The sequence below is a fragment of the Staphylococcus sp. HGB0015 genome, assembly GCF_000411275.1.
Classification (GTDB): domain Bacteria; phylum Bacillota; class Bacilli; order Staphylococcales; family Staphylococcaceae; genus Staphylococcus; species Staphylococcus schleiferi.
This window is the reverse complement of sequence record NZ_KE150417.1, coordinates 401,331-425,886: the sequence shown is the minus strand read 5'-3', so window position 1 is coordinate 425,886 and position 24,556 is coordinate 401,331. Positions and strand designations below refer to the sequence as shown.

Genomic DNA, 24,556 nt, shown 5'->3' with positions numbered 1-24,556 from the left:
CACGCTTTGATTTTAACATGTTAATGTTTTTGATCTTTTTTATTTTTAACCATTGATGTGAACCATCCGATAATGACAAGTCCAATCATCACTGTCCAGAATATAATTTGCCATGTAGCTGAGTGTGGGAAATCGTGTGGAATTAATCCGATGTCATCATGTGCAAGTACAAGGATGACAAGCTTAATACCAACCCAACCTACAATTGCGAAAGCCGCACCTTCTAAGCCAGGATATTTATTTAATAACTCAACAAAGAATGAGGCTGCAAAACGCATTAAGATGACACCAATTAATCCACCCACAAACATAACCGCAAATTGACCAGCATCCATACCACCGAAGTGAACACCAATTTTTGGCAATGTCACGGCAATTGCTAATGCTGCGAGCATTGAATCGATGGCAAACGCAATATCTGCAAATTCAACCTTAGCCACAGTTAACCAAAACTCTTTAGCGCTTACTTTTTTCTCTACACCCTCATCGTCATAATGATGATCATCATTGTCAGGGTACTCGTGGCCTTTATCTTTAGTTTTGAAAAACTCATATAGATTTTTAGTGGACATGTAAATTAAATAAGCTGCACCTAACGCTTGAATCCACCAGAAATTAGCTAAAATACTAATCAAGAATAAAGCAATAAAACGAAATACAAAAGCACCTAACAAACCATAGAAGAGGGCTTTTTTACGCTGTTCTGGTGGCAAGTGCTTAACCATAACAGCCATTACGATGGCGTTGTCAGCTGCTAATAAGCCTTCTAAAAAGACTAAAACCAATACAACCCATCCGTAGGTTAATAACAAACTTGGATCCATTGCAAGATCACTCCTTCGACTTTTATCAGTAATTGAAATATGACAAAAATTTTTTATAAACACTCAATATATCAATAGTCATTTGATTAAGCGTCTCTGTTACTGTCTTTATGTCACAGACATAATTAAAGAGACCCATGCTAAATCAATAGCAAAGGTCTCACTTAGCATAAACAGATGCCCGCTTCACCGGAAGAATCACTGTTCTTCGTAATGACGACAAAGCGTTATTAACGATCGACACGTTAATCAAGTTACTCCCCTCTGACCAAAGTCAGTCACAGGTATTTAATTATGATGTAAACATTATACCCAATTTTCTATCAAAATAACAATATAAAAAATAATTTTTTCACTTTTTAAAGTATACGTCCCACTTCTTACAATAAACTATACAGTTTAATTTCTGGGAACTTTTCTTCAAACCAGCGTGTCGCAAAATCATTTTCGAATAAAAAGACTTTATTGTCGTAACGATCATTAACAAGAATTGAGCGACTAGTACTCATCTTGTCTTGAACGTCTTCTTCATTTTCAATCCAACGTGCAATCTTTTTACCTACAGGTTCCATAACTACGTCGACATTGTATTCATTTTTCATACGATGCTCAAACACTTCAAATTGAAGTTGACCCACAGCACCTAAAATAATTTGATTGGTATGCGGGGATTTATAATATTGAATGGCCCCTTCTTGTACCAATTGTTCAATCCCTTTATGGAAATGTTTTTGTTTCATGACATTTTTCGGCGATACTTTCATAAATATTTCTGGTGTAAATTGCGGTAATGCTTTGAAATGGAACTTCTGATTACCCGCCACTAACGTATCTCCAATTTGGTAATTACCTGTATCATATAAACCGATAATGTCTCCTGCTACGGCATGGTTGACTGTCTCTTTGTCATCTGCCATAAAGCTTGTTGAACGTGTAATCTTTTGCTTTTTACCTGTTCTTTGGAGTGTGACATCCATACCTCTTTCAAAAGCACCACTCACTACGCGCATAAAAGCGATGCGGTCACGGTGTTTAGGATCCATATTAGCTTGAATTTTGAAAATAAATCCAGAAAATTGTGGGTCGAAAGGACTCACTTCAACTTCTTCTTCAGTTTGACGTGCATGAGGCATTGGCGCATGATCGACGTATGCATTTAAGAAGTTTTGTACACCAAAATTCGCAAGGGCAGAACCAAAAAATACTGGTGTTAAATCCCCTTTCATAAGTGCTTCTTCATCGAATGTTTCGCCTGCTTCATCCACTAACATGAGTTCTTCAATCGCTTGTTCAAATAAACTATCATTCGCGATAGCATGTGACTCTTCAAGTTCATAATCTTGATTGATGTGTAACACATTTTCTTCATCTCTGAAAGGCTCAATTGTACGTGTTGCACGGTCAATAATACCAAAGAAGCCTTGTCCCATACCGATTGGCCAATTCATTGGATAAGTTTCAATCCCTAGCGTCGTTTCAATTTCATCTAACAATTCAAAAGGCTCTTTCCCTACACGATCGAGCTTATTAATAAATGTAAAAATAGGAATGCCTCTCATTTTACAAACTTTAAAGAGTTTCAATGTTTGTGGCTCAATCCCTTTCGCACAGTCAATAACCATCACGGCACTATCCACGGCCATCAAAGTACGATAGGTATCTTCTGAAAAATCTTCGTGTCCGGGTGTATCGAGAATATTGATTTTAAAATCATCATAATCAAACTGCATAACTGAACTTGTTACAGAAATCCCACGTTCTTGTTCTACTTTCATCCAGTCACTTGTCGCAAATTTACCTGTTTTTTTACCTTTAACTGTCCCTGCTTCTCGAATAGCCCCACTAAAATATAATAACTTTTCTGTTAGTGTCGTTTTCCCAGCGTCCGGATGCGATATAATCGCAAAGGTCTTTCGAGATGTCACTTCTTCTTTAATACTCATCTTAAATCTCCTTTTAATTATACTTCTTGTATCCAACGTGTGATGCGTAAAGCTAAAACTTCCGCTTCTTGTTCATCAATAACATTAAATAAATGCATCAATAAGTGTTCCGTTAGCGTTTCACCAAACATTGTATCGTCAACTTGAATCGACCAATGTAAGTCTGGTATAGAAACGAGAATATAGTCTTCACCTTTGTTATGATAAAGCCATACTTTTACTGAAAGATGCTCACTATGACTTTCTCTAATCTTCACTTGGACCACCACCAAATTTTTGATAAGCTGCCTCTAATCCAATCAAGTCATCTCGGTGCGGTACTTTGATATGACCTGGCATAATTTGATAAGGCTCTCTTCCTTTCGAAGCAAGTACAACCGTGTCCCCAGGTTCAGCTACTGCAATCGCATGTCGAATGCCTTCAGCACGATCTGTAAATTCCACGTAATTATCATGTGTTGCGCCTTTTGCGAGCTCAGCTGTTAGCATTTTAGGATCATCATTTGCTGGATTGTCTGGCGTAAAGATGACATAATCCGCTCGAGATGCGACTCGTCCCATTTCAGGGGTCTTCGTCAAATCACGTTCTCCCGCCATACCGACTAGAAAGATTAATTTTTGTTTTACAAAAGGTTGCACAGCATCGATAAGTTTAGACATGCCGTCAGCTGTATGCGCGTAATCAATAATTAAATCGATAGGCAATGAAGGATCCAATACTTCTAATCGGCCTTCTACAGGTTCAAGGTCAGCAACAATTTTAGAAATCGTGTCGAGGTCTGTACCTTTAACCCAGACGCCTATCATCGCCGCCATTAAATTTGAGATATTAAAGCGTCCAACATAAGGTGATTTGACAGGATATGTACCGAATGGCGTTACAAAATCAAACGTCACCCCTTGCAATGTTTCTACAATATTTGTTGCCATAAATTGCGCCTCGTTGTCTATGCCATATGTCATACTTTCATATGGCGTTACCGATTTTAAATAGTTTGAAAAAGCGTCATCTGCATTAATAACAGCATATTTATCACGACTAAGGTCTTGACCGAGTTGACTAAATAATAATGATTTAGCATGTCCATATGCTTCCATCGTGCCATGAAAATCTAAATGATCTTGCGTTAAATTAGAAAAAATAGCAACATCAAATTCCACACCACTTAAACGCCCTAAACTTAAGCCATGTGAGGATACTTCTAAAGTCATTGCTTCAGCGCCAGCTTCAACAGCTTCGTGTATTTTCTTAGTAAGTACAACGGTTTCTGGCGTCGTGTTTTCACCTTTTGTTAATGTTTCATTAATTTGAAAGCCGTTCGTACCGAGATAGGCACTTCCTTTTCCAAGCTTTCTATAGATGTGATGAATCATTGTCGCAATTGAAGTCTTTCCATTTGTCCCTGTCACACCGATTGTTGTTAAATGTTGACTTGGAAAATCATAAATATGATGTACAAGATGACTCGCAACACGTAACGTATCCGGTACAATCACTTGTGTGACATTACCTTCTAGCTCTAATAATCTATTCACTACGACCACTTGACATCCTTGATCAACAACATTTTGCGCAAAACGATGGCTGTCAACAGTATAGCCCTTAGATGCTACAAAAATACTTCCGGCTTTCGCTGTCCGAGAATCAGTCGTAATATCATTTATGTCTCTATCTAAACTTCCTATGACTTGTTTTATTAATATATTTTCGAACAATTGTTGCGCGTTCACAGACATCTCTCCTTTTTTGATATACGCATATATTATACACTTTTCTCTCGTGAGAACGAGAATGAAAAGTTATTTTCATTTGAGATTTCTTCTTAGACAATACAAGGTTATCATTTCATACTCAACCGTTTTGAGTCCATACTCAGCGTACATGATGATTACAGCGCGTGAGTTAGTTCACATCACGTTAAACATTTTAAGCGATAAAAAAGATTACCTTCTACATTTTAAGGGTAAATAAAGTTAACTTTAGTCATTGATTTTAATACGTCCGTAGCCCTAAATCTTTAAATTACTATTGTGCCGAGTTTTGTTGTATATTAAGATAATATAATGAAATTGTCGCCAATTTTAGGTGTTATTTGTTTTTTCTTTCTATTATACTATGTATTAAAAAATAACATTAAATATTTTATGAACATATATACTGTTTATTTTAACATTTTAAGATTTTTGTAATAAATCTTTTAATTTTTTCACAAATAGCCCAAATTGCGATACACTTACATAGAAAAGTAATAAGTCTGAATATCTCGGAGGGTGGCTATCATGGTAGCTCAAAAGAAAAAAATATTGATTATCACGGGATCATTTGGTAATGGTCATATACAAGTGACAAATAGTATTATTGAAGAACTCAGTCATATGAATCTTGAACATCTTACAGTAATAGAGCATGATTTATTTTTAGAAGCACATCCTATTATGACATCAATCTGTAAGAAATGGTATATCAATAGTTTTAAATATTTTCGTCGTATGTATAAAGCATTTTATTATAGCCGCCCAGACCAGTTAGATAAATGTTTTTATAAATATTACGGTTTAAATAAATTATTAAACTTACTATTAAAAGAAAAACCAGATTTAATTTTGTTGACATTCCCAACGCCTGTCATGTCAGTTTTAACAGAACAATTCAATATGAACATCCCTATTGCCACTGTTATGACCGACTATCGCATGCATAAAAACTGGATTACACCATATTCTGCACGATACTATTTAGCAACAGAAGATTTAAAAGATGAATTTGCGAGTGTTGGCATTCCAAGAGAAACCCTCAAAGTCACTGGTATTCCTATTTCGGCACGGTTTGAAGACCGTATCGATCGAGAAGCATGGCTAACTCAACATCATTTAGATCCAAAAGCACAAACAATTTTAATGTCTGCGGGCGCCTTTGGTGTATCTAAAGGATTTGAACAAATGATTCAACGTATCATTGATGAAAGTCCAAATGCCCAAGTAGTCATGATTTGTGGTCGAAACAAAGAATTAAAACGTCAATTAAGTAAAGCATTTAAAGGGAATCGCCATGTTTTAATTTTAGGTTATACGAACAATATGAACGAGTGGATGGCGTCAAGTCACCTCATGATTACGAAACCGGGTGGTATTACAATTTCAGAAGCACTTACTCGAAAAGTGCCAATGATTTTCTTAAATCCTGCACCAGGTCAAGAACTCGAAAATGCTTTATACTTCGAACAAAAAGCATTTGGAAAAATTGCAGATACACCTTCTGAAGCAATTGATATCGTCACACATCTTACACGCCATCCTAATGAAATCAACGCGATGATTCAAAATATGGCAGAAGCACGTCAACCTAATGCAACACAACGTTTATGTCAAGATTTGCTCGACCTACTTTATAACGCATCACAATGTGAAACTGTTTATGGAAAGGTGCCTTTATATGCAAAACTACTCGTCAAATAAAATGACTATGAGAAATTTTTATATTCTCTTAGTTATTTTATTTTTGATGGAATTTGCGCGAGGAATGTACGTACTGAGTTATTTACCCCTATTGCCAACAGCAACATCGATTGCAGTCAGTATCACTTCAATTGCAATTTCCATACATTTTATATCAGATTCTATTAGTAACTTTTTTGTTGGCTTTGTTTTAAAACGGCTTGGACCAACCATTGTGCTCACTTTAGGTTTTATATTAGCCCTTGTGAGCCTGTTTTTAGTTATCTTTATGCCTACTTCACCTGTCGTACTCATTTTAAGTTCGGTTATGCTCGGCGTAGCTGTGTGTCCGATTTGGGTCATTATGCTAGCAAGTGTCGATGAACGGACACGAGGAAAACAAATGGGCTATGTCTATTTTTCTTGGCTTTCTGGGATGCTGGCCGGTATGATTACGATGAACCTAATATTCAAATCACATCCAACACATTTCAATTTTTTAATGTCGCTATGTGTCGCAATTGCGTTCATCTTGTATTGCTTTGTAAAGGTTAAGTTGACCGATTATAATACGAAAAATGTAAAGCAACAATTACGTCAAATTGTAAGTGTATCTAAACGTCATTTGATTTTATTTCCAGGTATCTTGTTGCAAGGGCTCGCAATCAGTGCATTAGTCCCTGTACTCCCGCAATATGCCCTGGATATCGTCGGAGTGACGACGCTTGAATACACACTTGCAATTGTTATTGGTGGTGTAGGCTGCACCATTTCGATGTTATTTTTATCAAAAATCATAGATGCCCATTCGACACGTTTCATGTACTTCGTTATCTTTTTAGGGTTTGTAATTTACGGTACTTCTATTTTTATTTTAACGTTCTTAACACATATTGTTGTCGTATGGATAATCGCCTTTTTCATTGGTGTGCTTTATGGTATCCTGTTGCCAGCTTGGAACACTTTCATGGCAAGTTTTATTCATCCAAGTGAACAAGAAGAAACTTGGGGCGTGATTAATAGTATACAAGGCTTCGGTGCCATGATAGGGCCTTTATTTGGTGGTCCATTGTCACAATTTTTTGGCAGTCCTATCTATACTTTTTATTTTGCAGCACTGATTATCTTTTTCTTAGCTATTTTTTATGGTGGCTATTTTGTAAAACGTCATCAGTCATAAAGTTTCAAGTCTTCTTTAAGCAATCGATTTTGACTTAAAAACGTTTATTAAAATGATGGAACGTGCTTGGGCTGGATTTAATCAAATAAAAACGGTTCTTCATTTTTTATGGTGGGATGACATAAGTCATCCTGCTTTTTTGTACAAAAATAGCGCAAATGCCTCTATAATTTTAAGTGACTAAACCAAAAATAAAGAAGACATATTGCGCCTATGTGTAATGATATATTAAAGTTACTAAAAATTAAAGATAATAATATTAAAATCACTAAAGTTGAAGAAGATGTAGTTATTAGAGGTAAGAAATCTAACGTCATCTTTGGTACCCTTTCATACAAGCCTATGACTTGTCCTCACTGTTATCATACGAATCCAAACCGAATACACAAACACGGAAAACGTTTATCGCGAATTACTTTTTTAAGATTCCAAGAGATAGCAGTGTATTTAAATCTGTTAAAACAATGTTTTAAATGTATGGTTTGTGATCGGACTTTTACTTCTAAAACAAATGTTGTTGAGGATAACTGTTTTATCTCAAACCATGTTCAGAAAGCCATTATAGATAAAGCAACACAAGTTCGCTCAGAAACTGATATCGCAAGTGATTGTAACGTTTCTGCATCTTCTGTAAAACGTGTGATTCATAAAGTAAGCAATGCCACTTTTCAATAGTGAAATTGCTTAAATAGATTGCGTACCGAGTCGAGACTCCCGAGGCATAGAGCCGAAACCGAAAATCCATTTTGGCTTCTTATGAGCTACAATAAAAGCCAAAATTAGTTGAGGTAAGGCGCCTGGGAAAGCGAGACTCGAAGAAGAAATCGGAAGTTTGCGACTTAATTATTATAGACACATAACCACCATATAAAGTGTACAGCCATAAAAACTGTCAATCGCCACATTAGAGGCAAATCGACAGGATGAAAAAAACCTTTTAAAGTGTCTGCTTTAAAAGGTTTTATTAATTAAGTATGCACGATGAAGGGCCATCTTCAAAAACGCTTATTACGCGTTCTACCCCAATGAATATGTTTCAATTTCTTTCCATTCATCTTCTGTGTCATCATATTTCATCAATGAAATTTGCTCAATTGTTTCTTTATGATCAACACCTGCTAAACGAACTTGACCATAAATGTCTTCAAATTCTTGGCTCGTTAAACCTTGAGCAATTGTAAAGTGCGGAACAAATGGATGCTCTGATTTCCCATAAAAATCGTCTCCATCAAAGCGGTTAAATAAATCCACTAACGCTTCTGTTTTTTCAACTTTGAAATAGATTACATTTGTAATTGGTGCAAAATTAGAAGCTTTTGTTGCATGAATATCAGCAACTTTAGCCCCTTCTAAACGTTTTTCAATATTAGCTTTTACACTGTCAAATTCTTGATCATCAATTTCAAAATGACTTTTAATAGTAATATGAGGTTTAATCTTTGTGTAGTGTTTATCATAACGTTTACGATAGGCATTAACCTCATTTTGGAAATCTTTTGATGGAATTAACGCTAACCCTAGAATCATTTCAATTCCTCCTTTGTTTTCACTTGCCTCTATTATAGCAAATTTTCTAATAATTAGTTACTTAAAAAGTGTGTGAGTATTTTTGGCAGTTCTTTTTGCCAAGTTTTCCAGTTATGTCCGCCATCCAATTCCTCATAATAATAAGTCACTTGCTCGCATTCTACTAAGTCTCTGAATGCGCGATTCGGGGTTAAGAAATCTGCTTGTTTCCCAGTAGTCGGTAATTTAAAATCACATTCTTCTTTGCCGATTGCATGCCAAATATTTAAATGTGATTTAAACTGACATCTTTCGAAAATCTGTTTCACAATGTCGTCATAATAAGGACTCAAAATCCCAATTTGACTCATCACACGCGGATAACTTAAGCCTGTTAAAAGTGCAATACTACCAGCTAAACTATCTCCTAATAATAAGCGCGCATTGCCAACCTTATACGTTGCAAACTGACGATCTATCCATGGAAGTAACTCTTTAACTACAGCTTGAACCGTCTTCGCTGCTTTTTCCCCTTGAGGATGAAATTCAGTACTTCTATCCTTCACTGATTCATAGTGAAACCCAATAATAATTGCACGCTCAACTTCGCCTTTTTTCCTCAGTTTTTCATATACACGATGGAGTTGACCATATCTAAAAAAGTCTTGGCCATCAAAACATATGATTACTTTTGATTTATATAAATCCGAATAATCTTTCGGTAAATAGACGGATAACGTGATTTCTCTATCTAAATAATCACTTTTAAATTGTGTTTCTGTTATTTGTCCTGGCGTAAATGATGTCATAAAAAGACGCCTCCTCATACGAATTAACCTCATTGTATCAGGAGACGTCTCATGTGTTAATCTAAAAAACTTAATTTTATTATATAATTTGAAGTTATCTATCAAATGCTGTACGACTCATTTGGTATGTTAGTATACGACTGACGATATCAGATATGATATTGTTTACTCGAATTGATCTTCTTTCAATCGCTTCGGATAATCTTCTAACCAAAATGTAGCTGTTGGAATCTCTTTCGGATCGGGTTGATATATGGCTGTTTTGCCTGTGCCCTTTTCTTTTTTCTGTCTTTCAAAATCTTTTAATGCATGCATTGCAGGTTTATGCAGAATCCAAATGGCAATAATATTTAACCAAGCCATCATACCCACACCTAAATCCCCCATTGCCCAAGCAGTATCAGCCGTTTTAACTGCACCATAGGCTGTCGCAGCAATGAGTAAAAGACGTGTGACATTTTGCCAAAGCTTATTTTGATTTTTAGCAATTCGGTTCGTTAAGAAACTTACATTCGTCTCGGCAATGTAATAATAAGCGAGAATCGTTGTGAATGCGAAAAAGAACAGTGCAATCGCTATAAAGTATGAACCAAATCCTGAAAAACTTGGGTCAAAATGATAACTTGATCCTTGAATCGCCTTATCAATCCCTGCTTGTGCATACATCGCAGTTCCGGAATAATCTTTACTGCCATCAGGACTTTGTACGAAAATCCCACTATCTTTAATTAAATTCGGCATCCCATTTTTAGCCATTGATCCATCCGTTGTATTATATGTGCCAGAAATAAGAATGATTAATGCTGTTGCCGTACAAACGAATAACGTATCAACATAAACAGAGAACGCTTGAACCAGACCTTGTTTCGCTGGGTGAGAGACTTCTGCCGCAGCAGCTGCATGAGGTCCTGTCCCTTGACCCGCTTCGTTTGAATAAAGTCCTCGTTTCACACCAATTTCAATCATTGCACCGATAATGCCTCCAAATGCAGCTTCCATACCAAAAGCCGATTTAAAAATCAGTGCAAATAATGCAGGAACTTCTTGGATATTTAACAAAATAATCACTACAGCCATTAAAATATAAATAATTGCCATAAAAGGAACAACAGCTGTTGCTACATTGGCAATCCATTTAACACCACCAAAAATAATTAACGCTAAAATGACCGCTAGCACTATGGCGATAATCCATGATGGTATTCCAAATGCATTATGCATGGAACTTGCAATCGCATTGGATTGAACACCTGGTAGTAATAAGCCCACAGAAATAATCGTGACAATCGCGAAAATCAGTCCGTAAATTTTACCGAACTTCCCTTTGATGCCACGTTCGATATAGTAGGCCGGACCCCCACGATACTCGCCATCTTCTTCTTTCTTATAAATTTGTCCTAATGCTGATTCAACAAAAGCTGTACCTGCACCTAAAAATGCTGTAATCCACATCCAAAAAACGGCCCCGGGACCTCCAATAAAAATTGCAGTAGAAACACCCACGATGTTCCCTGTACCGACACGAGCCGCTAAAGACAATGCTATTGCTTGAAAACTTGAAATCCCTGTCGGTGATTTTTCACCTTGAAACATTAAACGAATCATTTCTTTAAAATGTCTAACCTGTAAAAAACGTGTCATTAAACTAAAAGCGATACCAGTAAGTAACAAACCATAAACGAGCGGTTTACTCCACACCACTTCATTTAGCCATCCCACAATCACTTCTAACATACACATGCCCCCTATCATCCCGCTAAATTTTTAAATTTTCAGATAAATCTGCTATCAGTATACACATTTAATAAATTCCGTGCAACTTATTATTAAAATTCACATACTAAATAAAAATTGAAAAGATTTATTGTCGATATTTCATTTTTTTCTTTTAACACGTATGTAGTTGGGCTATACTAAAATATAAGTGTTTACAAAAGGAGGAACAATTTATGACGAATAAAGTGTGGTTTCGTTCAGGCATCGCACTGTTGCTTTTATTTTTACTCATTAAATTATTTATAGATGTCAATCATATCTTTATGCCGATCGTTATCATTATTCAATCTATCATATTGCCCTTACTATTAAGTGGCTTTTTATTCTATATTTGTTTGCCTTTTCAAAAGATGTTAGAAAAACGGCATATTCCACGTTGGGCAAGTATTACCATTATTTTACTTGGACTTACAGCTCTTATTGGCGCTGTCATTGGTGTCATTGGACCTGTTATTGCAACACAAATTGAGAATCTCATTCACCAAATCCCATTTATACAACGTGAAGCTGAACGTCTTATTAATTTTGCATTAGACCAACGTGATCGACTTCCATCACAAGTAACTGACAAAATTAATGATATCGTTTCTTACATTAGTGAAATGGCATCAAATATTTTATCTAACTCACTCAATATTGTAACAAGTATTGTGTCCACACTTTTCTTGTTAATCTTAGTTCCGTTTTTCTTAATCTATATGTTGAAAGATCACGAACGTTTTATTCCAGCAGTTGCCCGCTTTTTTAATGGCGAGCGTAAAATATTTGTCGTTACACTTTTAAAAGATTTGAACCAAACATTAAAATCTTATATCCAAGGTCAAGTTACAGTGAGTTTAATACTCGGAACCATTTTATACATCGGCTATAGTATCATAGGTCTAGAATATACATTATTACTCGTCATGTTCGCCATTGTCGCAAATATGATTCCATTTTTAGGACCATGGATGGCATTTTTACCAGCGGGTATTTTAGGATTGATTCAAAGCCCTTCAACCTTTATATGGGTCTGTGTGGTCACTTTAGTTGCGCAACAATTAGAAGGTAACGTTATCACGCCTAACGTAATGGGTAAATCTTTAAACATTCACCCATTAACAATTATTATCGTTATTTTAGCTTCAGGTAGTTTAGGCGGTTTCATGCTCATCTTAGTAGCTGTTCCGTTATACGCTGTCCTTAAAACGATTGCACGAAATGTTTACAAATATCGTCACCAAATTTTACACAAAGCACAAAGTAATGTAGACGATAACAGCATTCTCTAAATCTTTTTAAAAGAACGATTAAAAACACGTCGAATATCAAGTTTTGAGATTCAACGCAAAAAAGCAATTTCCCTCTCAATGAGCGAAATTGCTTTTTTTAATCTCTTATTAGCTTAACACGCTAAAACTGTCAATTCGATTGCGTAAGAGAAGCTTGTTTAATCGCTTTTCTTTATCTTATCAATGACTTAGCGAATTGCATGGAAACCAGCGTCCACATGAATGTTTTCTCCAGTAACACCTGATGAAAAGTCACTTAATAAATAAGCCGCAGTTTTACCTACTTCTTCTTGATCAACATTACGTTTCAATGGTGCGCGTTCTTCAATCTCTTTTAAAATTGTTGTGAAGCTACCCACACCTCTCGCACTCAACGTACGAATAGGACCAGCAGATATCGCGTTGACACGAATATTATCCTGACCTAAATCTGCTGCTAAATATTTCACTGACGCTTCGAGGCTAGCTTTAGCAATACCCATCACATTATAATTAGGTACAGCAAACTCCCCACCAATATAAGTTGAAGTTACGATACTACCCACTTCATTCATAATTTTTCTTGCTTCACGCGCAACAATCGTGAGTGAGTATGCACTAATGTCTTGTGCAAGTAAAAAGCCATCACGAGATGTATCTGAAAAACGACCTCTTAACTCTTCTACACGGGCAAAAGCGATGGAATGGAAAACACCATCAATTTTACCCACATCTTGACCGATTTGTTCAAAGCCTTTTACGACATCTTCATCGCTTTGAACGTCGATTTGATAAACATGTTTTTCAGATTGATTTAATTGATCAATTAATTTATCTAGCTCTTTAAAGCTTCTTTCTTTTCTGTATGTAAATACTAACTTCGCCCCTAGTTGATCCAATACTTTTGCAACACCGAAACCGATGCTTCGTTTGTTTGCAATACCCATCACTACAAAAGTTTTACCTTCAAGATTCATCAATGTGATTACTCCTTTATCTTTTAATAACATGATACTTTTAATTTTACCATCTGGTCTTAAATTTTAAAACTATATCACATATTCTGCACTACTTTGTTGTCGAAAAATACGTGCTTCTACACGTATGAAATATAAGTACGTGACATAAAATCTTAGATAACCCTGCCTTCATGAATGCGCCTGCTTATGAGCTGAAGTCTCAACTCAATACCCTTCATTGCGATATACATAGCTTTTAAATAATAAACGTTATGGTGTGGACAAATTCATTTATCGTTAATTTAGTTTCTGTCGTTATTAATGAAACGACTTGTTTTTTAAACAATAATAGTAAATGATGCCATGCATAAACGAAGTATTGATGACGAGACTCCTGAGGGAACAGGACGAGCTGAAGACTGCAGGCTGAGGCTGTCCCCTCGGAAAGCGAAGTCATTCAATACGAGTTTTATCATAAAAAAGAAGCGCTAAGACAATTTTTATAATCCATCATCTTAGCCCTATTTATTTTAGAATTGATCTCAGTCTCAATGAAAATGAGACTGCGAAAACTGAATTGTGTATATGTTCGTAATTTAGAACATTTCCAATTCAATTTTAAGCTGATCAACGTACTCTTTCGTACCTGTAACAATAAGTCGATCGCCATATTGAAGTTGTGTATCCCCGTGCGGTACGATAGATTCATTATTGCGGATAATTCGTACAAAGATAATATCGCCACCAAATGGGAAGTTACGCAATTGCATTTGATCAAATGCATAATTGTACATTCCAATTTCATAAAGCGATGTTTCTACATTGCTTAATAAGTTCAGCATGTTTGGTGTTTCAATCATCCCTTTTAATAAAATCTGATTACTTTGGAAATTACTGAACAATTCAATACCTTTACTGCTTAATGCTTGTGCTTCATCACTCGCTTCAAGGCGACAAATGACACGCTCTACGCCATGATCTTTTGCCATTAACGCGACACGTCGGTTAATTTCATCATCATTAGTCGAACATACGACGATATCACTATCAAAAAGACCTAAACGCTCTAATATTGCAGGGTGATAATCTGCCATCTCAATCATCGTAATGTCATCTGATAATGTACGATGATCTGTTAAATCTTTGCGGTAATAAAGTGAAATTTGATATAACTGAGATCTTAAACCTTGTGCAATTGGAATAGAAAGTTGGTTTTTACCAATCATTGCAACTTTAATAGAACGTTGCATCTCATCTGGAATAGGTATCAGTTTTTTAAATACTATCGGTACGAAGACACATGTGATGACCGCACTTAAAACAAGGACACCCGATGTTTCTTTACTAATCGTACCCAGCTTTTCTGCGATTTTAGCTGCTGCAATGACAAGTGATAATGTTGAAGTCAGTAAAAAAGCAGATGCGATAGTTGTTTTCATATCAAACCATTTTTTAAGTAACAGCACAGGAATCAGTTTTGAAATAATAAAGGCCCCTATTAACACAGGAATAATTAATAGAATCATTGGATCCTTAATCAAGGATGGAATATTTAAATCGACACCGACCATGATAAAAAATATTGGAATAAAGAATCCGTAACCAAATGAATCTAACTTCTCAACAAGATCTTGTGTCGGCCCTAATAAAGAAACGACAACACCCGCTAAGAAAGCCCCTAAAATATTTTCTGCACCGACGCCTTCAGCAAGTGCCACGAGTAAAATAATAAGCGCAAACACGGCACGAATTCCAATTTGTGTCGTTCCATCCATCAGTTTTTGTAGAAATGGTGCTTTTTTGAACAATCCGCCTAAGAAGTAAAATACAACTGTAAAGACGACTAATATTCCTATAAGCCAAAGCGTTTCAGCACCTGATGCATGGACAGCCCCATAAACTGTGAGTAATAACATCGTCGCTAAATCTGCAAGCACAGCGACTAACAATATCAATTGCCCAATGGTTGTACTCATCAAGTTCATTTCTTTTAAAGTAGGCACGACAACACCAAGTGAAATGGTTGATATAATAATCACCATTAATAGCACATCATCAATAAGCCCCATCCATTTGAATGCTAATGCAAGACCTACCGAGATAATCATGATAAGCATAAACACGATCAAAGCGATGCGCAAATGATTCGGAACCTTTGCCTCTTCTTTCTTTTTATTCGATTTATCTTTTTTAAATGCATTGAAATCAATTTCTAACCCACTTAAAAACATTAGAAAAATAAAACCTAATGTGGATAGAATATTCAGTACTTCGTCACGATGAACAAGATTTAGAAATGAATTACCTATCACGATACCCATTAAAATTTCAGCTACGACGACAGGTAAAAATGAAATTTTCAATCTGTTAATCAATATTGGTGTAATCATAGCCGCAACTATGACAATGACTAGTGATACAAATTCCATGAGTACCCCCTTAGGTTAAAAATGACGTTGCTAATCCGAAATAGATTAACATACTTACTATATCATTGATTGTAGTAATAAAAGGTCCGCTTGCAACTGCAGGGTCAATGCCAATACGATTCATTACAAGTGGAATAACAGACCCAATCGTTGTCCCTACTGTCATCGCAATCGTTAAACTCGTTCCAACAATGAGAGCCAGATAAGGTTGTCCGTATAAAATGATAATAATAAAGCATAAACTCGTTGCGCAAGTAATACCGGTTAAAAAACCACTTCCGGATTCACGCAAGGCGAGTTTGAATTTACTTTTTTCTTTAATATCGCCCGTCGAGATATTACGTACAGCTACGGCTAATGACTGCGTTCCAGAATTCCCAGACATCCCGCTAATAATGGGTATAAAAGCAGCGAGCAAAGCCACTTTTTCAAGCGTTTCTTCAAAAGAACCTAAAATAGATGCCGTAATCATCCCTAAAACTGTTAAAATCAACAACCAAGGCAACCGTTTAAGTGCGGTTTGAAAAATCGAATCATCTGTAGAGTCAATGTCTGATACACCGGCTAAACGAGAGTAGTCTTCACTTGCCTCTTCATCCATAACGTCCACGATATCATCGATGGTAATAATCCCTAGTAAATGATTTTGATAGTCGAGTACGGGCATAGCAATAAAGTCATAGTCTCTCATTGTCTGTGCGACGTCTTCTTGGTCATCGGCAACATTAGCGCTAATGACACGCTCATTCATAATATCTTCAATATAAGTATCATTTTCAGCTATAATTAAATCCCTTAATGATAAGACACCGACAAGTTTTTTCTCTTCATCTACAACAAATATCACGTAAATGGTTTCCGCATCTGGCGCTTGTTCTTTTACCCTCATTAGCGCTTCGTGTACCGGTGTATTGATTGTCAAAGAGATAAATTCCGTTGTCATGATACCGCCGGCAGTATCTTCATCATAATGAAGTAACGCTTTAATTTCTTTAGCGTCCTCACGATTCATCAACATTAATAAGCTTGCTATTTTCTTTTTCGATAGCTGATTTAAAATATCTACCGCATTATCGTACGACATATGTTCAAGTACTTTACTCGCATAGGCCGCGTTCATTTCTTCAAATAAATCTTCATATTCTTCTTCATCAATTTCTAAACTCTCGAAAAACTCAGCCACTTCATCGGGAGATAAATATCGATACATTTTTTGACGTATGTCGTCATCACTCACTTCAAAGTATTCACTTTGTTCATATGAGTGCAATGCTAAAAATTCTTCTCTAAAACCATCAATATTCTCTTTAGCTATTAAGTCATCCAACAAGTCTTTGTCGAATATTTCTTCGTCATCTAAAATGATTTGTTCATTTTCATTAGCCACATTTGCCACCTCCATCAATCCGTATATCTACAAAGTGGTTAAAACTTGCTCGAAGTTTGGATGTTGATTCCTGATGTTGATTTCTTTATTTGTCAATGGATGTACAAACCTGACTTCTGCGCATTTCAATAATTGTGTTTGATAAGTAGGGTGTGCCCCTCCATATAATGTATCCCCTACTAATGGTGCATTGATGTATTCGAAATGAACGCGAATCTGATGCGTTCTACCCGTTTCAAGTTTAACACGACACCATGTATAAGTCTTGAAATTTTTAATAGGTGCATAATAGGTCAGAGCGGATTTACCGTCTTCTGAGACCCTACGTTTAATAATGCTTTGTGTATCCCGTGCAATGGGTACATCAATAAAACCGTCTTGTTCCAAAACCCCATGACAAATACACTCATAGTATTTTTCAATCTCAATACGACTCATTAAATGATGCACATGACGTGATTTCGCAATAATAACAATCCCCGTTGTATTGCGATCCAACCGTGTAACAACATGCGGGATGCCCCGTTCATTGCGCTGTTGCATATACGCTAACACCTGTTCAACTAAACTTTCATGAGGATGTTCTCGTGAAGGTGCCGTATTTTGTTGTTGTGGCTTCACGACAACAAGTAGCCATTCATCCTCATACAAAATATCCAGCGGTGCTAGAAAAGGCTGAAGATATGGACTCGGAAGCTCTTTAGGAAGATGAACTTCTAAACTATCATCACTTTGTAACGTATAACGCACAGTCTTCGGATCACCATTAACAAGTAAAGCGCCATTTTGTTTAATGGCGCTAATCGTCTTTTTAGAAAATTGTTGTTCATATAAGAATGACTTTAGTGTCATAGACGTTTGGATATGATATTTAAATATCACGATTCATCACCACTAGAAATAAATGAATCGTGAACACGTTTCCAGAATGGGAAAGGTCTAAAACGTGCAAAACGAATCTTTTCGTTAGCCACACGATATTGAATCGCATTGACATTTTTATGTTTAACACTTACATGATCAATGGTCGTTAAAATGCTATCATGATTGACCGGTTTCACATGACATGTATGATGTTTAGGCAACACTAAAGGAGAGCCGACCGTACGGAAAACGCGGTTATTGATTGAGGCAATTTCAGCAATCTGAATTGCTTCTAATGAAGGATGAATCAATGCCCCGCCTAATGCTTTGTTGTAAGCTGTCGAACCAGAGGGCGTAGAAATACATAACCCGTCTCCTCTAAATCGTTCAAAGTGTTGACCACGAATGTCTAAATCTACAACAAGCGTTGTTCCATTTTCGGTTTTCATAGTCGCTTCATTAAGCGCGAGGTAGCGTGTTTCATAACCTTTATCATTGTATCGAATCACAATCTCAAGCAGTGGATATTCAATGACTTGGAATTCAGAGTTATTAATCTCTATAATTAATTTTTCTACCTCATGTGGTAACCAATCCGCATAAAATCCGAGATGACCTGTATGTATCCCGACAAACGCACATCGAGACAGCATATGACTATAATGATGAAAAGCTTGTAATAAAGTTCCATCACCGCCTACTGAAATAACGATTTCAGGATTTTCTGGATCCTCAATCATTTTAAAATCTTCCATATGGCACATCATTTTATGCTTCAGCGCTTCAGATTTTGAATCTCCTTTAGATAATATAACGTAGCGCATCAATCCACCCCGCGATCCTCATGCTTGTTCGCACGTTTTTTCGAATAATATTTTTGAGCTTCTTGAATCTCTTCTTTAATTTCTGACATTTCTTCATCTAATAAGAAAGCGGCTTCCGCTGCACGTTCTAATCTCGTTTGAATTTCGGGTGGGTAATCCCCATCATATTTATATCGAAGCGTATGCTCAATCGTTGCCCAAAAATTCATGGCTAAAGTACGAATTTGAATCTCAGCTAAAATTGACTTTGAACCATCTAATGTTTCAATTGGGTATTCAATAATCACATGATATGAACGGTATCCACTTTGCTTAGTATTACTAATATAATCACGTTCTTCGATGACCTTAAAATCTTGACGTTGCCTTAGTAAATCAACCACAATGTCAATATCATCTACAAATTGACACATCATTCGTAAACCGGCAATATCATACATTTCTTCACGTAAACGATCAAATGGAATACCCCTTTTATTCGCTTTATCAATAATGCTCGTAATGGGTTTCACACGACCTGTTACGAATTCGATTGGTGAATTGTGTTCTGCAACTTCATATTGTTTTCTTAAGCCTTTCAGCTTTACTTTTAATTCATCAATCGCTTGTTGATATGGTGCTAGAAAAATTTCCCATTGGTTCATCTTACTTCACTCCGCTTCATACGAGTTCAAATGTTTCTTCTACGGCAGTCACAAATTCTTTTCCATAATTGGAATTACCTTCTATGTTTTCTAATAAGTAGTCCAACTCAGGAGAAAATTGCGTTAACGTTAATTCATCGTTAATCACTACTTCTTTGCCCCGATGTTCATGAAGCATTGGCCAAGTTTCCTGTACAAACATTAAGTACGAGAACGAAGACCCATCATCTAATAAATAAACAAAGGCGTGACGATCACTATCAGCAAGCATTTGTCCCGCTTCAGTAAAACCTTTCGTAGGTTCATCCGTATAACATAAGATACGGTTATCTTGAATTTTAACTTCGTTGACATAAATACGCATATCTTTTCCTCCTCATCACGTAACATTTTAACATAATTTAACGTGACACTCATCGTTCAAAACAAACTCAAGTGAATTACTTTCAAAACACCACATACTTCGGCATAATAAGTCAATAAGGAGTGATCATCAATGGCAATTGAACGTGAAATTGAATTTAAACAACGACTCGATAAAGCGCATTACGAGAAGATTAAAGCGCAATACTTTTCAAAGCAATCCCCTTTTAAGCAAGTTAATTATTATATTGATACACCAGACTTTCAAATTCAATCGCAGAAAATGGCTTTAAGAATAAGAGAAAAGCAAAACGCTTCTAATGAGATGACATTGAAAGTGCCAGATCAAGTTGGCTTATTAGAGCACAATGCACAAGTGACTTGGGCACCTAAACAAGAGGAACCTGTCCCTGTCGATATCATTGACACATCCATTCGAGAAGTTCTCGAACAACGTCACGTAGCGATGCAAGATCTGCTAGTTCTAGGTGCATTAACAACCTATCGCCTTGAAACTGAAACAGCACATGGTTTACTTGTCTTAGACCATAGTACGTATTTAGATACTGAAGATTACGAATTAGAGTTTGAAGTATCCGATTTTGAAACAGGAAAACATGCATTTCATCAATTATTAGACCAACTACAATTAGAGCCGGATACACCAAAAAATAAAGTACAACGCTTTTTTGAATACAAAAAAGCACAATCAAACCATAAATAAAAAGAAAAGATGATTGTGCACTATGCAAGCGTCGTTTCATTCAATTGATGAGGGATCCATTCATAAAATTCAATAGTATGACATGTAAACAGTTCATGTACAAGTGTTTTTGCTTTGAAATGTAAAAATTCATGTTATCATTTATATATAATACGAAACTTGAGCGGTGATGAAGATGGCACAGACACCTTATGAAGTGATTGGGCAAGAAAAGTTATACGCCTTAATTGATCATTTCTATAGACTAGTAGAACAAGATAATAGAATTAATCATTTGTTTCCTGGCGATTTTGCAGAGACGGCACGCAAACAAAAACAGTTTCTAACGCAATTTCTAGGTGGACCGGACTTATATACGCAAGAACATGGGCATCCGATGTTAAGAATGCGTCACATGTCTTTTCCGATAGACCATCAAGCAAAAGCCGCATGGTTGGAAAACATGCACATTGCTATTACAGAAGCACAACTTCCGTATGGCGTGGGCGATTACTTGTATGAAAGACTAAGTTTAACCGCAAATCATATGGTCAATATAGAAAATTAATTGTAGGTGAAATAACATGACGAAAGAATTGAGAGCTATCGTGAATACTTGTCGTGAAGATTCAAATCTTTCACCTGTAAGTAAGATTGAAATTTACTCTTTTTTTGATCCATTTAGTATGGACAGCTTTAAACTTTCTGCGATTTTGTCAAAGTTACGCATTGAATACCATCAATATATCCGTATTCGTCATATATTAAACCCTTCTTTGCGTGTTTTAACTAAATGTCAGGCACAAAGCACTTCAGATCGGGATAACATTGCACTTGCATTTAAAGCTGCCGAATTACAAGGGCGTGCACGTGCACATCGTTTTATGCATTTAATTCAAAATGAGATCATCCCCAAGCCCGACATTGTTACAGAAGAAATGATACGTAAATGTATCATTAATGCAGGTTTAGATTTAGACGTTTACAAAGATGATTTAAAGAACGGACAGTTGCGTGAAAGTTTAAAAGTGGATCTCCATATCGCTCGAGAAATGGAAGTTGAACAAGCCCCTTCTCTTGTGTTTTTTAATGAAGATATTCAAGAAGAAGGTTTGAAAGTAGAAGGTCTATACCCATATCATATCTATACGTATATTATTAATGAAATGATGGGAAGCCCTATCGAAAAATCTTTACCACCGAATTTAGCTGATTATATTCAACAAAAACAGTTGGTGACAGAAGAAGAGTTATTGACAATTTATGAATGGCCAGAGAAAACTTTAAAAAAAGAATTAAAAAAATTAATGTTGCAACAGAAGATTACGAAGATGACTTATCCTGAGGGCGTCTTTTGGAAATCAAAGATGTAAATATGACGATTATAAATAAATGAAATAACACTAGATAAATTTGACGTATATAGCAACCAAGCTATTAGGCGACAATACTTGTCTAGTGTTTATTTTTTGTTTCACTTTATCAGTGTTGATGACGCTTCATTTTGTCGATTGTTATGGCAAGGCAGACTTTAACACTATAGGTGACGAACGCATGTATAACGTTAACACGACACGATTTTAGTTATTGAATATATTATAATGACATCGTATGGGATTTAGAATGTAGGTATAGCTAAAAATGGACAAATAAAAAACGCCGTGTTTCGACACGGCGCTAAACAAAGGGGATGGGAGAAATTTTTCACTTCAAACAAAGGGGTATGTTTGTTATGTGATTAATTTCATGCTCACAATATAACACGAGTGTTTTATGGTTTCAACCATTTAAGACTAAAAACTAAAATTTTCACAAAACCGTCATATTGTAAACGAATTCATACCCATCAAGCTTTCATTAATTTTTCAAAGGCATCCAATTTTTGTTCGAAGACTTTACATGCATCCTCAATTGGTTGTGGTGTTGTCATATCTACACCAGCATTTTTTAAGATTTCAATTGGATAATTTGAGCTTCCTTTTTTCAAAAATTCATTGATGTAACGTTCAACGGCTGGTTGGCCTTCAGTTAAAATTTGGTGACTTAAACTTTGTGCAGCACTATAACCTGTTGCATATTGATAGACATAATAGTTCATATAGAAATGAGGGATTCTAGACCACTCTTTACTAATGTTTTCATCTGTTTCTACTGTGTCACCAAAGTATTGACGATTCAATGCAGCGTATTCTTCATTCATACGATTCGCTGTTAATGGCTCGCCTGCTTCCTCGATTTTATGAATTTTATGCTCAAATTCTGCAAACATCGTTTGACGGAAAAGTGTAGCTCTAAAGCGTTCTAATTCTTGGTTTAATAATAATAGACGACGTTTATCATCAAGGTGTTTATCCATGTAATGGCTCATTAATGCTTCGTTACATGTTGAAGCAACTTCAGCTACGAAAATAGAATAATCACTCATGTTAGATGGTTGATTTTGGCGGCTAAAATAACTATGCGCCGAATGACCAAACTCATGGACTAACGTATATAAATCAGAAACAGTGTCAGACCAGTTCAATAAAATAAATGGATTCGTTTTATGTGCACCTGATGAATACGCACCTGAACGTTTTCCTTTATTTTCATATACGTCTACCCAGCGATTGTTTAAGCCCTCTTTAATCACATTTAAATATTCTTCGCCCATTGGTTCCAAACCTTTTAACATCCAATCAACCGCTTCATTGTATGGCATTTCGAATTTGATATCTTTAACCATTGGTGTATACATATCGTACATTTTTAAATCTTCTACACCTAACAATGATTTTCTTAATTTTGTATATCGATGTAATAATGGCAAATATTCATGGACTGTTTTCACGAGATTATCATAAACTTCTTCAGGAATATTGTTATTTCCTAAAGCTTGTGCACGGGCACTCTCATAATGATGTGATCGCGCATTAAATACATGCTTCTTCACTTCACCTGCTAGCGTAGCACCTAACGTGTTGTTGTAGCTTCCATAAGCTTTATATACATTTTCAAAAGCAGATTTGCGTAGTACACGATCATCAGACTCTAAATATTTAATAAATGTACCTTGCGTTAATGGGTGTTTTTGACCATCCTTATCCGTTACATCTTCAAAAGTAAGGTCTGCATTATCAAACATACTAAATACATTGCCTGGTGTGGATAGTGCATCTTGTGCCTCAGTTAATAATTTTTCCTGCTCAGCATCTAAAATGTGTGGTCGCTTTTCGTTGATTAATTGTAAATCGAACTCAAAACGTTTCAAACCTTCATGAGAGGCAACATATGATTCAATTGTTTTCTCATCTATTTGAAGTAATTCAGGTACTAAAAAGCTCCAAGCTGAACTTATTTTAATTGCTAATTGATGGGCACGTGCTTCAAACCCAGTATACTGATCGTTCGCTGTATCTTGGTCTTGTTTTAAATGTGCATAAACATATACAGATTCAAGTTCTGTTTCAATTTCATCTTCGAGTGATAGAGCTTGATATAACGTTTCTGCGTCATCACCTAAGCGACCTTTAAATTGAGCTTCTTTTCCTAAATAGCTTTCAACCGTTTTAAATGCTTCTTCCCAAGCTTCATCACTTTCAAAAATAGTTGTTAAATCCCATGAGTATTCAGGATATTTTTGTTCTTGTTGTTCTCTTGTAAGTTGTTGTGACATTATTT

General features: G+C 36.0%; 22 protein-coding genes. 7 read left to right on the top strand and 15 right to left on the bottom strand.

Translation table 11 applies throughout. The features are described 5' to 3' along the window. Positions 1-20: 20 nt before the first annotated feature. The 4 genes from HMPREF1208_RS02005 to HMPREF1208_RS01990 all read right to left on the bottom strand — a co-directional run bounded on the left by HMPREF1208_RS02005 (position 21) and on the right by HMPREF1208_RS01990 (position 4,504). Positions 21-824, bottom strand: coding sequence for a TerC family protein (locus HMPREF1208_RS02005; RefSeq protein WP_016424675.1), 804 nt, complete (start codon positions 822-824; stop codon positions 21-23). Positions 825-1,204: 380 nt separating this feature from the next. Next, entirely contained in the window at positions 1,205-2,767 is a 1,563-nt protein-coding gene (locus HMPREF1208_RS02000) for a peptide chain release factor 3 (RefSeq protein WP_016424674.1), read from the bottom strand. 17 nt (positions 2,768-2,784) lie between these two features. Then, on the bottom strand, positions 2,785-3,024 hold the full coding sequence (locus HMPREF1208_RS01995) for a YueH family protein (protein ID WP_016424673.1): 240 nt from the start codon (positions 3,022-3,024) through the stop codon (positions 2,785-2,787). After that, positions 3,014-4,504, bottom strand: coding sequence for a UDP-N-acetylmuramoyl-L-alanyl-D-glutamate--L-lysine ligase (locus HMPREF1208_RS01990; protein ID WP_207554600.1), 1,491 nt, complete (start codon positions 4,502-4,504; stop codon positions 3,014-3,016). Before HMPREF1208_RS01990 ends, HMPREF1208_RS01995 begins: the two co-directional genes overlap by 11 nt. Positions 4,505-5,047: 543 nt before the next feature. Between HMPREF1208_RS01990 and HMPREF1208_RS01985 the strand changes: the two genes are divergently transcribed. From HMPREF1208_RS01985 to HMPREF1208_RS11980, 3 genes are all read left to right on the top strand, one after another. Continuing rightward, on the top strand, positions 5,048-6,223 hold the full coding sequence (locus tag HMPREF1208_RS01985) for a diglucosyl diacylglycerol synthase (RefSeq protein ID WP_016424671.1): 1,176 nt from the start codon (positions 5,048-5,050) through the stop codon (positions 6,221-6,223). Beyond that, entirely contained in the window at positions 6,201-7,382 is a 1,182-nt protein-coding gene (ltaA, locus tag HMPREF1208_RS01980) for a lipoteichoic acid biosynthesis MFS flippase LtaA (protein WP_016424670.1), read from the top strand. The genes HMPREF1208_RS01985 and ltaA overlap by 23 nt, the downstream gene beginning before the upstream one ends. 213 nt (positions 7,383-7,595) lie before the next feature. After that, a complete protein-coding gene (locus tag HMPREF1208_RS11980) occupies positions 7,596-8,057 on the top strand; it encodes an ISL3 family transposase (RefSeq protein ID WP_016424669.1) in 462 nt (153 codons plus the stop codon). Between the two features lie 342 nt (positions 8,058-8,399). Here the strand turns inward: HMPREF1208_RS11980 and HMPREF1208_RS01970 are convergent, their stop codons facing one another. From HMPREF1208_RS01970 to HMPREF1208_RS01960, 3 genes are all read right to left on the bottom strand, one after another. Beyond that, a complete protein-coding gene (locus HMPREF1208_RS01970; RefSeq protein ID WP_016424668.1) occupies positions 8,400-8,909 on the bottom strand; it encodes a 2'-5' RNA ligase family protein in 510 nt (169 codons plus the stop codon). A gap of 53 nt (positions 8,910-8,962) precedes the next feature. Beyond that, a complete protein-coding gene (locus HMPREF1208_RS01965) occupies positions 8,963-9,697 on the bottom strand; it encodes an esterase family protein (protein WP_016424667.1) in 735 nt (244 codons plus the stop codon). A 165-nt stretch (positions 9,698-9,862) separates the two neighbouring features. Beyond that, entirely contained in the window at positions 9,863-11,431 is a 1,569-nt protein-coding gene (locus HMPREF1208_RS01960; protein ID WP_016424666.1) for an alanine/glycine:cation symporter family protein, read from the bottom strand. A gap of 215 nt (positions 11,432-11,646) precedes the next feature. Between HMPREF1208_RS01960 and cozEa the strand changes: the two genes are divergently transcribed. Continuing rightward, positions 11,647-12,744, top strand: coding sequence for a lipoteichoic acid biosynthesis protein CozEa (gene cozEa, locus HMPREF1208_RS01955; protein WP_016424665.1), 1,098 nt, complete (start codon positions 11,647-11,649; stop codon positions 12,742-12,744). Positions 12,745-12,932: 188 nt separating this feature from the next. On the opposite strand, the gene fabI is transcribed toward cozEa, so the two are convergent. From fabI to HMPREF1208_RS01920, 7 genes are all read right to left on the bottom strand, one after another. Continuing rightward, positions 12,933-13,703: an enoyl-ACP reductase FabI gene (fabI, locus tag HMPREF1208_RS01950; RefSeq protein WP_037559076.1), complete on the bottom strand. Its 771-nt coding sequence runs from the start codon at positions 13,701-13,703 to the stop codon at positions 12,933-12,935. 575 nt (positions 13,704-14,278) lie between these two features. Then, positions 14,279-16,111, bottom strand: coding sequence for a monovalent cation:proton antiporter family protein (locus HMPREF1208_RS01945; protein WP_016424663.1), 1,833 nt, complete (start codon positions 16,109-16,111; stop codon positions 14,279-14,281). Between the two features lie 10 nt (positions 16,112-16,121). After that, positions 16,122-17,513, bottom strand: coding sequence for a magnesium transporter (mgtE, locus tag HMPREF1208_RS01940; RefSeq protein WP_207554528.1), 1,392 nt, complete (start codon positions 17,511-17,513; stop codon positions 16,122-16,124). A 12-nt stretch (positions 17,514-17,525) separates the two neighbouring features. Beyond that, positions 17,526-18,380 carry an RluA family pseudouridine synthase gene (locus HMPREF1208_RS01935; RefSeq protein ID WP_016424661.1) on the bottom strand — a complete coding sequence of 285 codons (855 nt, stop codon included), beginning with the start codon at positions 18,378-18,380 and terminating at the stop codon, positions 17,526-17,528. Beyond that, a complete protein-coding gene (locus tag HMPREF1208_RS01930) occupies positions 18,377-19,186 on the bottom strand; it encodes an NAD kinase (protein ID WP_016424660.1) in 810 nt (269 codons plus the stop codon). Before HMPREF1208_RS01930 ends, HMPREF1208_RS01935 begins: the two co-directional genes overlap by 4 nt. Next, complete coding sequence (locus tag HMPREF1208_RS01925) at positions 19,186-19,830, bottom strand: GTP pyrophosphokinase (protein ID WP_016424659.1); 645 nt, start codon at positions 19,828-19,830, stop codon at positions 19,186-19,188. Before HMPREF1208_RS01925 ends, HMPREF1208_RS01930 begins: the two co-directional genes overlap by 1 nt. Positions 19,831-19,846: 16 nt before the next feature. Beyond that, positions 19,847-20,194, bottom strand: coding sequence for a hypothetical protein (locus HMPREF1208_RS01920; RefSeq protein WP_016424658.1), 348 nt, complete (start codon positions 20,192-20,194; stop codon positions 19,847-19,849). Between the two features lie 132 nt (positions 20,195-20,326). Between HMPREF1208_RS01920 and HMPREF1208_RS01915 the strand changes: the two genes are divergently transcribed. The 3 genes from HMPREF1208_RS01915 (at position 20,327) to yjbH (ending at position 22,269) form a co-directional block, all read left to right on the top strand. Continuing rightward, positions 20,327-20,917, top strand: coding sequence for a CYTH domain-containing protein (locus HMPREF1208_RS01915; RefSeq protein ID WP_016424657.1), 591 nt, complete (start codon positions 20,327-20,329; stop codon positions 20,915-20,917). A 175-nt stretch (positions 20,918-21,092) separates the two neighbouring features. Further along, on the top strand, positions 21,093-21,464 hold the full coding sequence (locus HMPREF1208_RS01910) for a truncated hemoglobin YjbI (protein ID WP_016424656.1): 372 nt from the start codon (positions 21,093-21,095) through the stop codon (positions 21,462-21,464). Positions 21,465-21,480: 16 nt separating this feature from the next. Further along, positions 21,481-22,269 (top strand): protease adaptor protein YjbH, encoded by a 789-nt coding sequence (gene yjbH, locus HMPREF1208_RS01905; protein WP_016424655.1) that lies wholly within the window; start codon positions 21,481-21,483, stop codon positions 22,267-22,269. A 473-nt stretch (positions 22,270-22,742) separates the two neighbouring features. Here yjbH and pepF read toward each other — a convergent pair whose 3' ends face one another. Next, complete coding sequence (gene pepF, locus HMPREF1208_RS01900; protein ID WP_016424654.1) at positions 22,743-24,551, bottom strand: oligoendopeptidase F; 1,809 nt, start codon at positions 24,549-24,551, stop codon at positions 22,743-22,745. Positions 24,552-24,556: the final 5 nt, after the last annotated feature.

What these genes read in the sequence shown, in the direction of transcription:
- HMPREF1208_RS02000 (WP_016424674.1), bottom strand. Translation starts at nt 2,767, where the DNA reads ATGAGTATTAAAGAAGAAGTGACATCTCGAAAGACCTTTGCGATTATA.
- HMPREF1208_RS01990 (WP_207554600.1), bottom strand. Translation starts at nt 4,504, where the DNA reads ATGTCTGTGAACGCGCAACAATTGTTCGAAAATATATTAATAAAACAA.
- HMPREF1208_RS01945 (WP_016424663.1), bottom strand. Translation starts at nt 16,111, where the DNA reads ATGGAATTTGTATCACTAGTCATTGTCATAGTTGCGGCTATGATTACA.
- pepF (WP_016424654.1), bottom strand. Translation starts at nt 24,551, where the DNA reads ATGTCACAACAACTTACAAGAGAACAACAAGAACAAAAATATCCTGAA.
- ltaA (WP_016424670.1), top strand. Translation starts at nt 6,201, where the DNA reads ATGCAAAACTACTCGTCAAATAAAATGACTATGAGAAATTTTTATATT.
- HMPREF1208_RS11980 (WP_016424669.1), top strand. Translation starts at nt 7,596, where the DNA reads ATGTGTAATGATATATTAAAGTTACTAAAAATTAAAGATAATAATATT.
- HMPREF1208_RS02005 (WP_016424675.1), bottom strand. Translation starts at nt 824, where the DNA reads ATGGATCCAAGTTTGTTATTAACCTACGGATGGGTTGTATTGGTTTTA.
- HMPREF1208_RS01965 (WP_016424667.1), bottom strand. Translation starts at nt 9,697, where the DNA reads ATGACATCATTTACGCCAGGACAAATAACAGAAACACAATTTAAAAGT.
- HMPREF1208_RS01960 (WP_016424666.1), bottom strand. Translation starts at nt 11,431, where the DNA reads ATGTTAGAAGTGATTGTGGGATGGCTAAATGAAGTGGTGTGGAGTAAA.
- HMPREF1208_RS01985 (WP_016424671.1), top strand. Translation starts at nt 5,048, where the DNA reads ATGGTAGCTCAAAAGAAAAAAATATTGATTATCACGGGATCATTTGGT.
- HMPREF1208_RS01910 (WP_016424656.1), top strand. Translation starts at nt 21,093, where the DNA reads ATGGCACAGACACCTTATGAAGTGATTGGGCAAGAAAAGTTATACGCC.
- HMPREF1208_RS01915 (WP_016424657.1), top strand. Translation starts at nt 20,327, where the DNA reads ATGGCAATTGAACGTGAAATTGAATTTAAACAACGACTCGATAAAGCG.
- HMPREF1208_RS01970 (WP_016424668.1), bottom strand. Translation starts at nt 8,909, where the DNA reads ATGATTCTAGGGTTAGCGTTAATTCCATCAAAAGATTTCCAAAATGAG.
- yjbH (WP_016424655.1), top strand. Translation starts at nt 21,481, where the DNA reads ATGACGAAAGAATTGAGAGCTATCGTGAATACTTGTCGTGAAGATTCA.
- HMPREF1208_RS01925 (WP_016424659.1), bottom strand. Translation starts at nt 19,830, where the DNA reads ATGAACCAATGGGAAATTTTTCTAGCACCATATCAACAAGCGATTGAT.
- HMPREF1208_RS01920 (WP_016424658.1), bottom strand. Translation starts at nt 20,194, where the DNA reads ATGCGTATTTATGTCAACGAAGTTAAAATTCAAGATAACCGTATCTTA.
- mgtE (WP_207554528.1), bottom strand. Translation starts at nt 17,513, where the DNA reads ATGGAGGTGGCAAATGTGGCTAATGAAAATGAACAAATCATTTTAGAT.
- HMPREF1208_RS01930 (WP_016424660.1), bottom strand. Translation starts at nt 19,186, where the DNA reads ATGCGCTACGTTATATTATCTAAAGGAGATTCAAAATCTGAAGCGCTG.
- cozEa (WP_016424665.1), top strand. Translation starts at nt 11,647, where the DNA reads ATGACGAATAAAGTGTGGTTTCGTTCAGGCATCGCACTGTTGCTTTTA.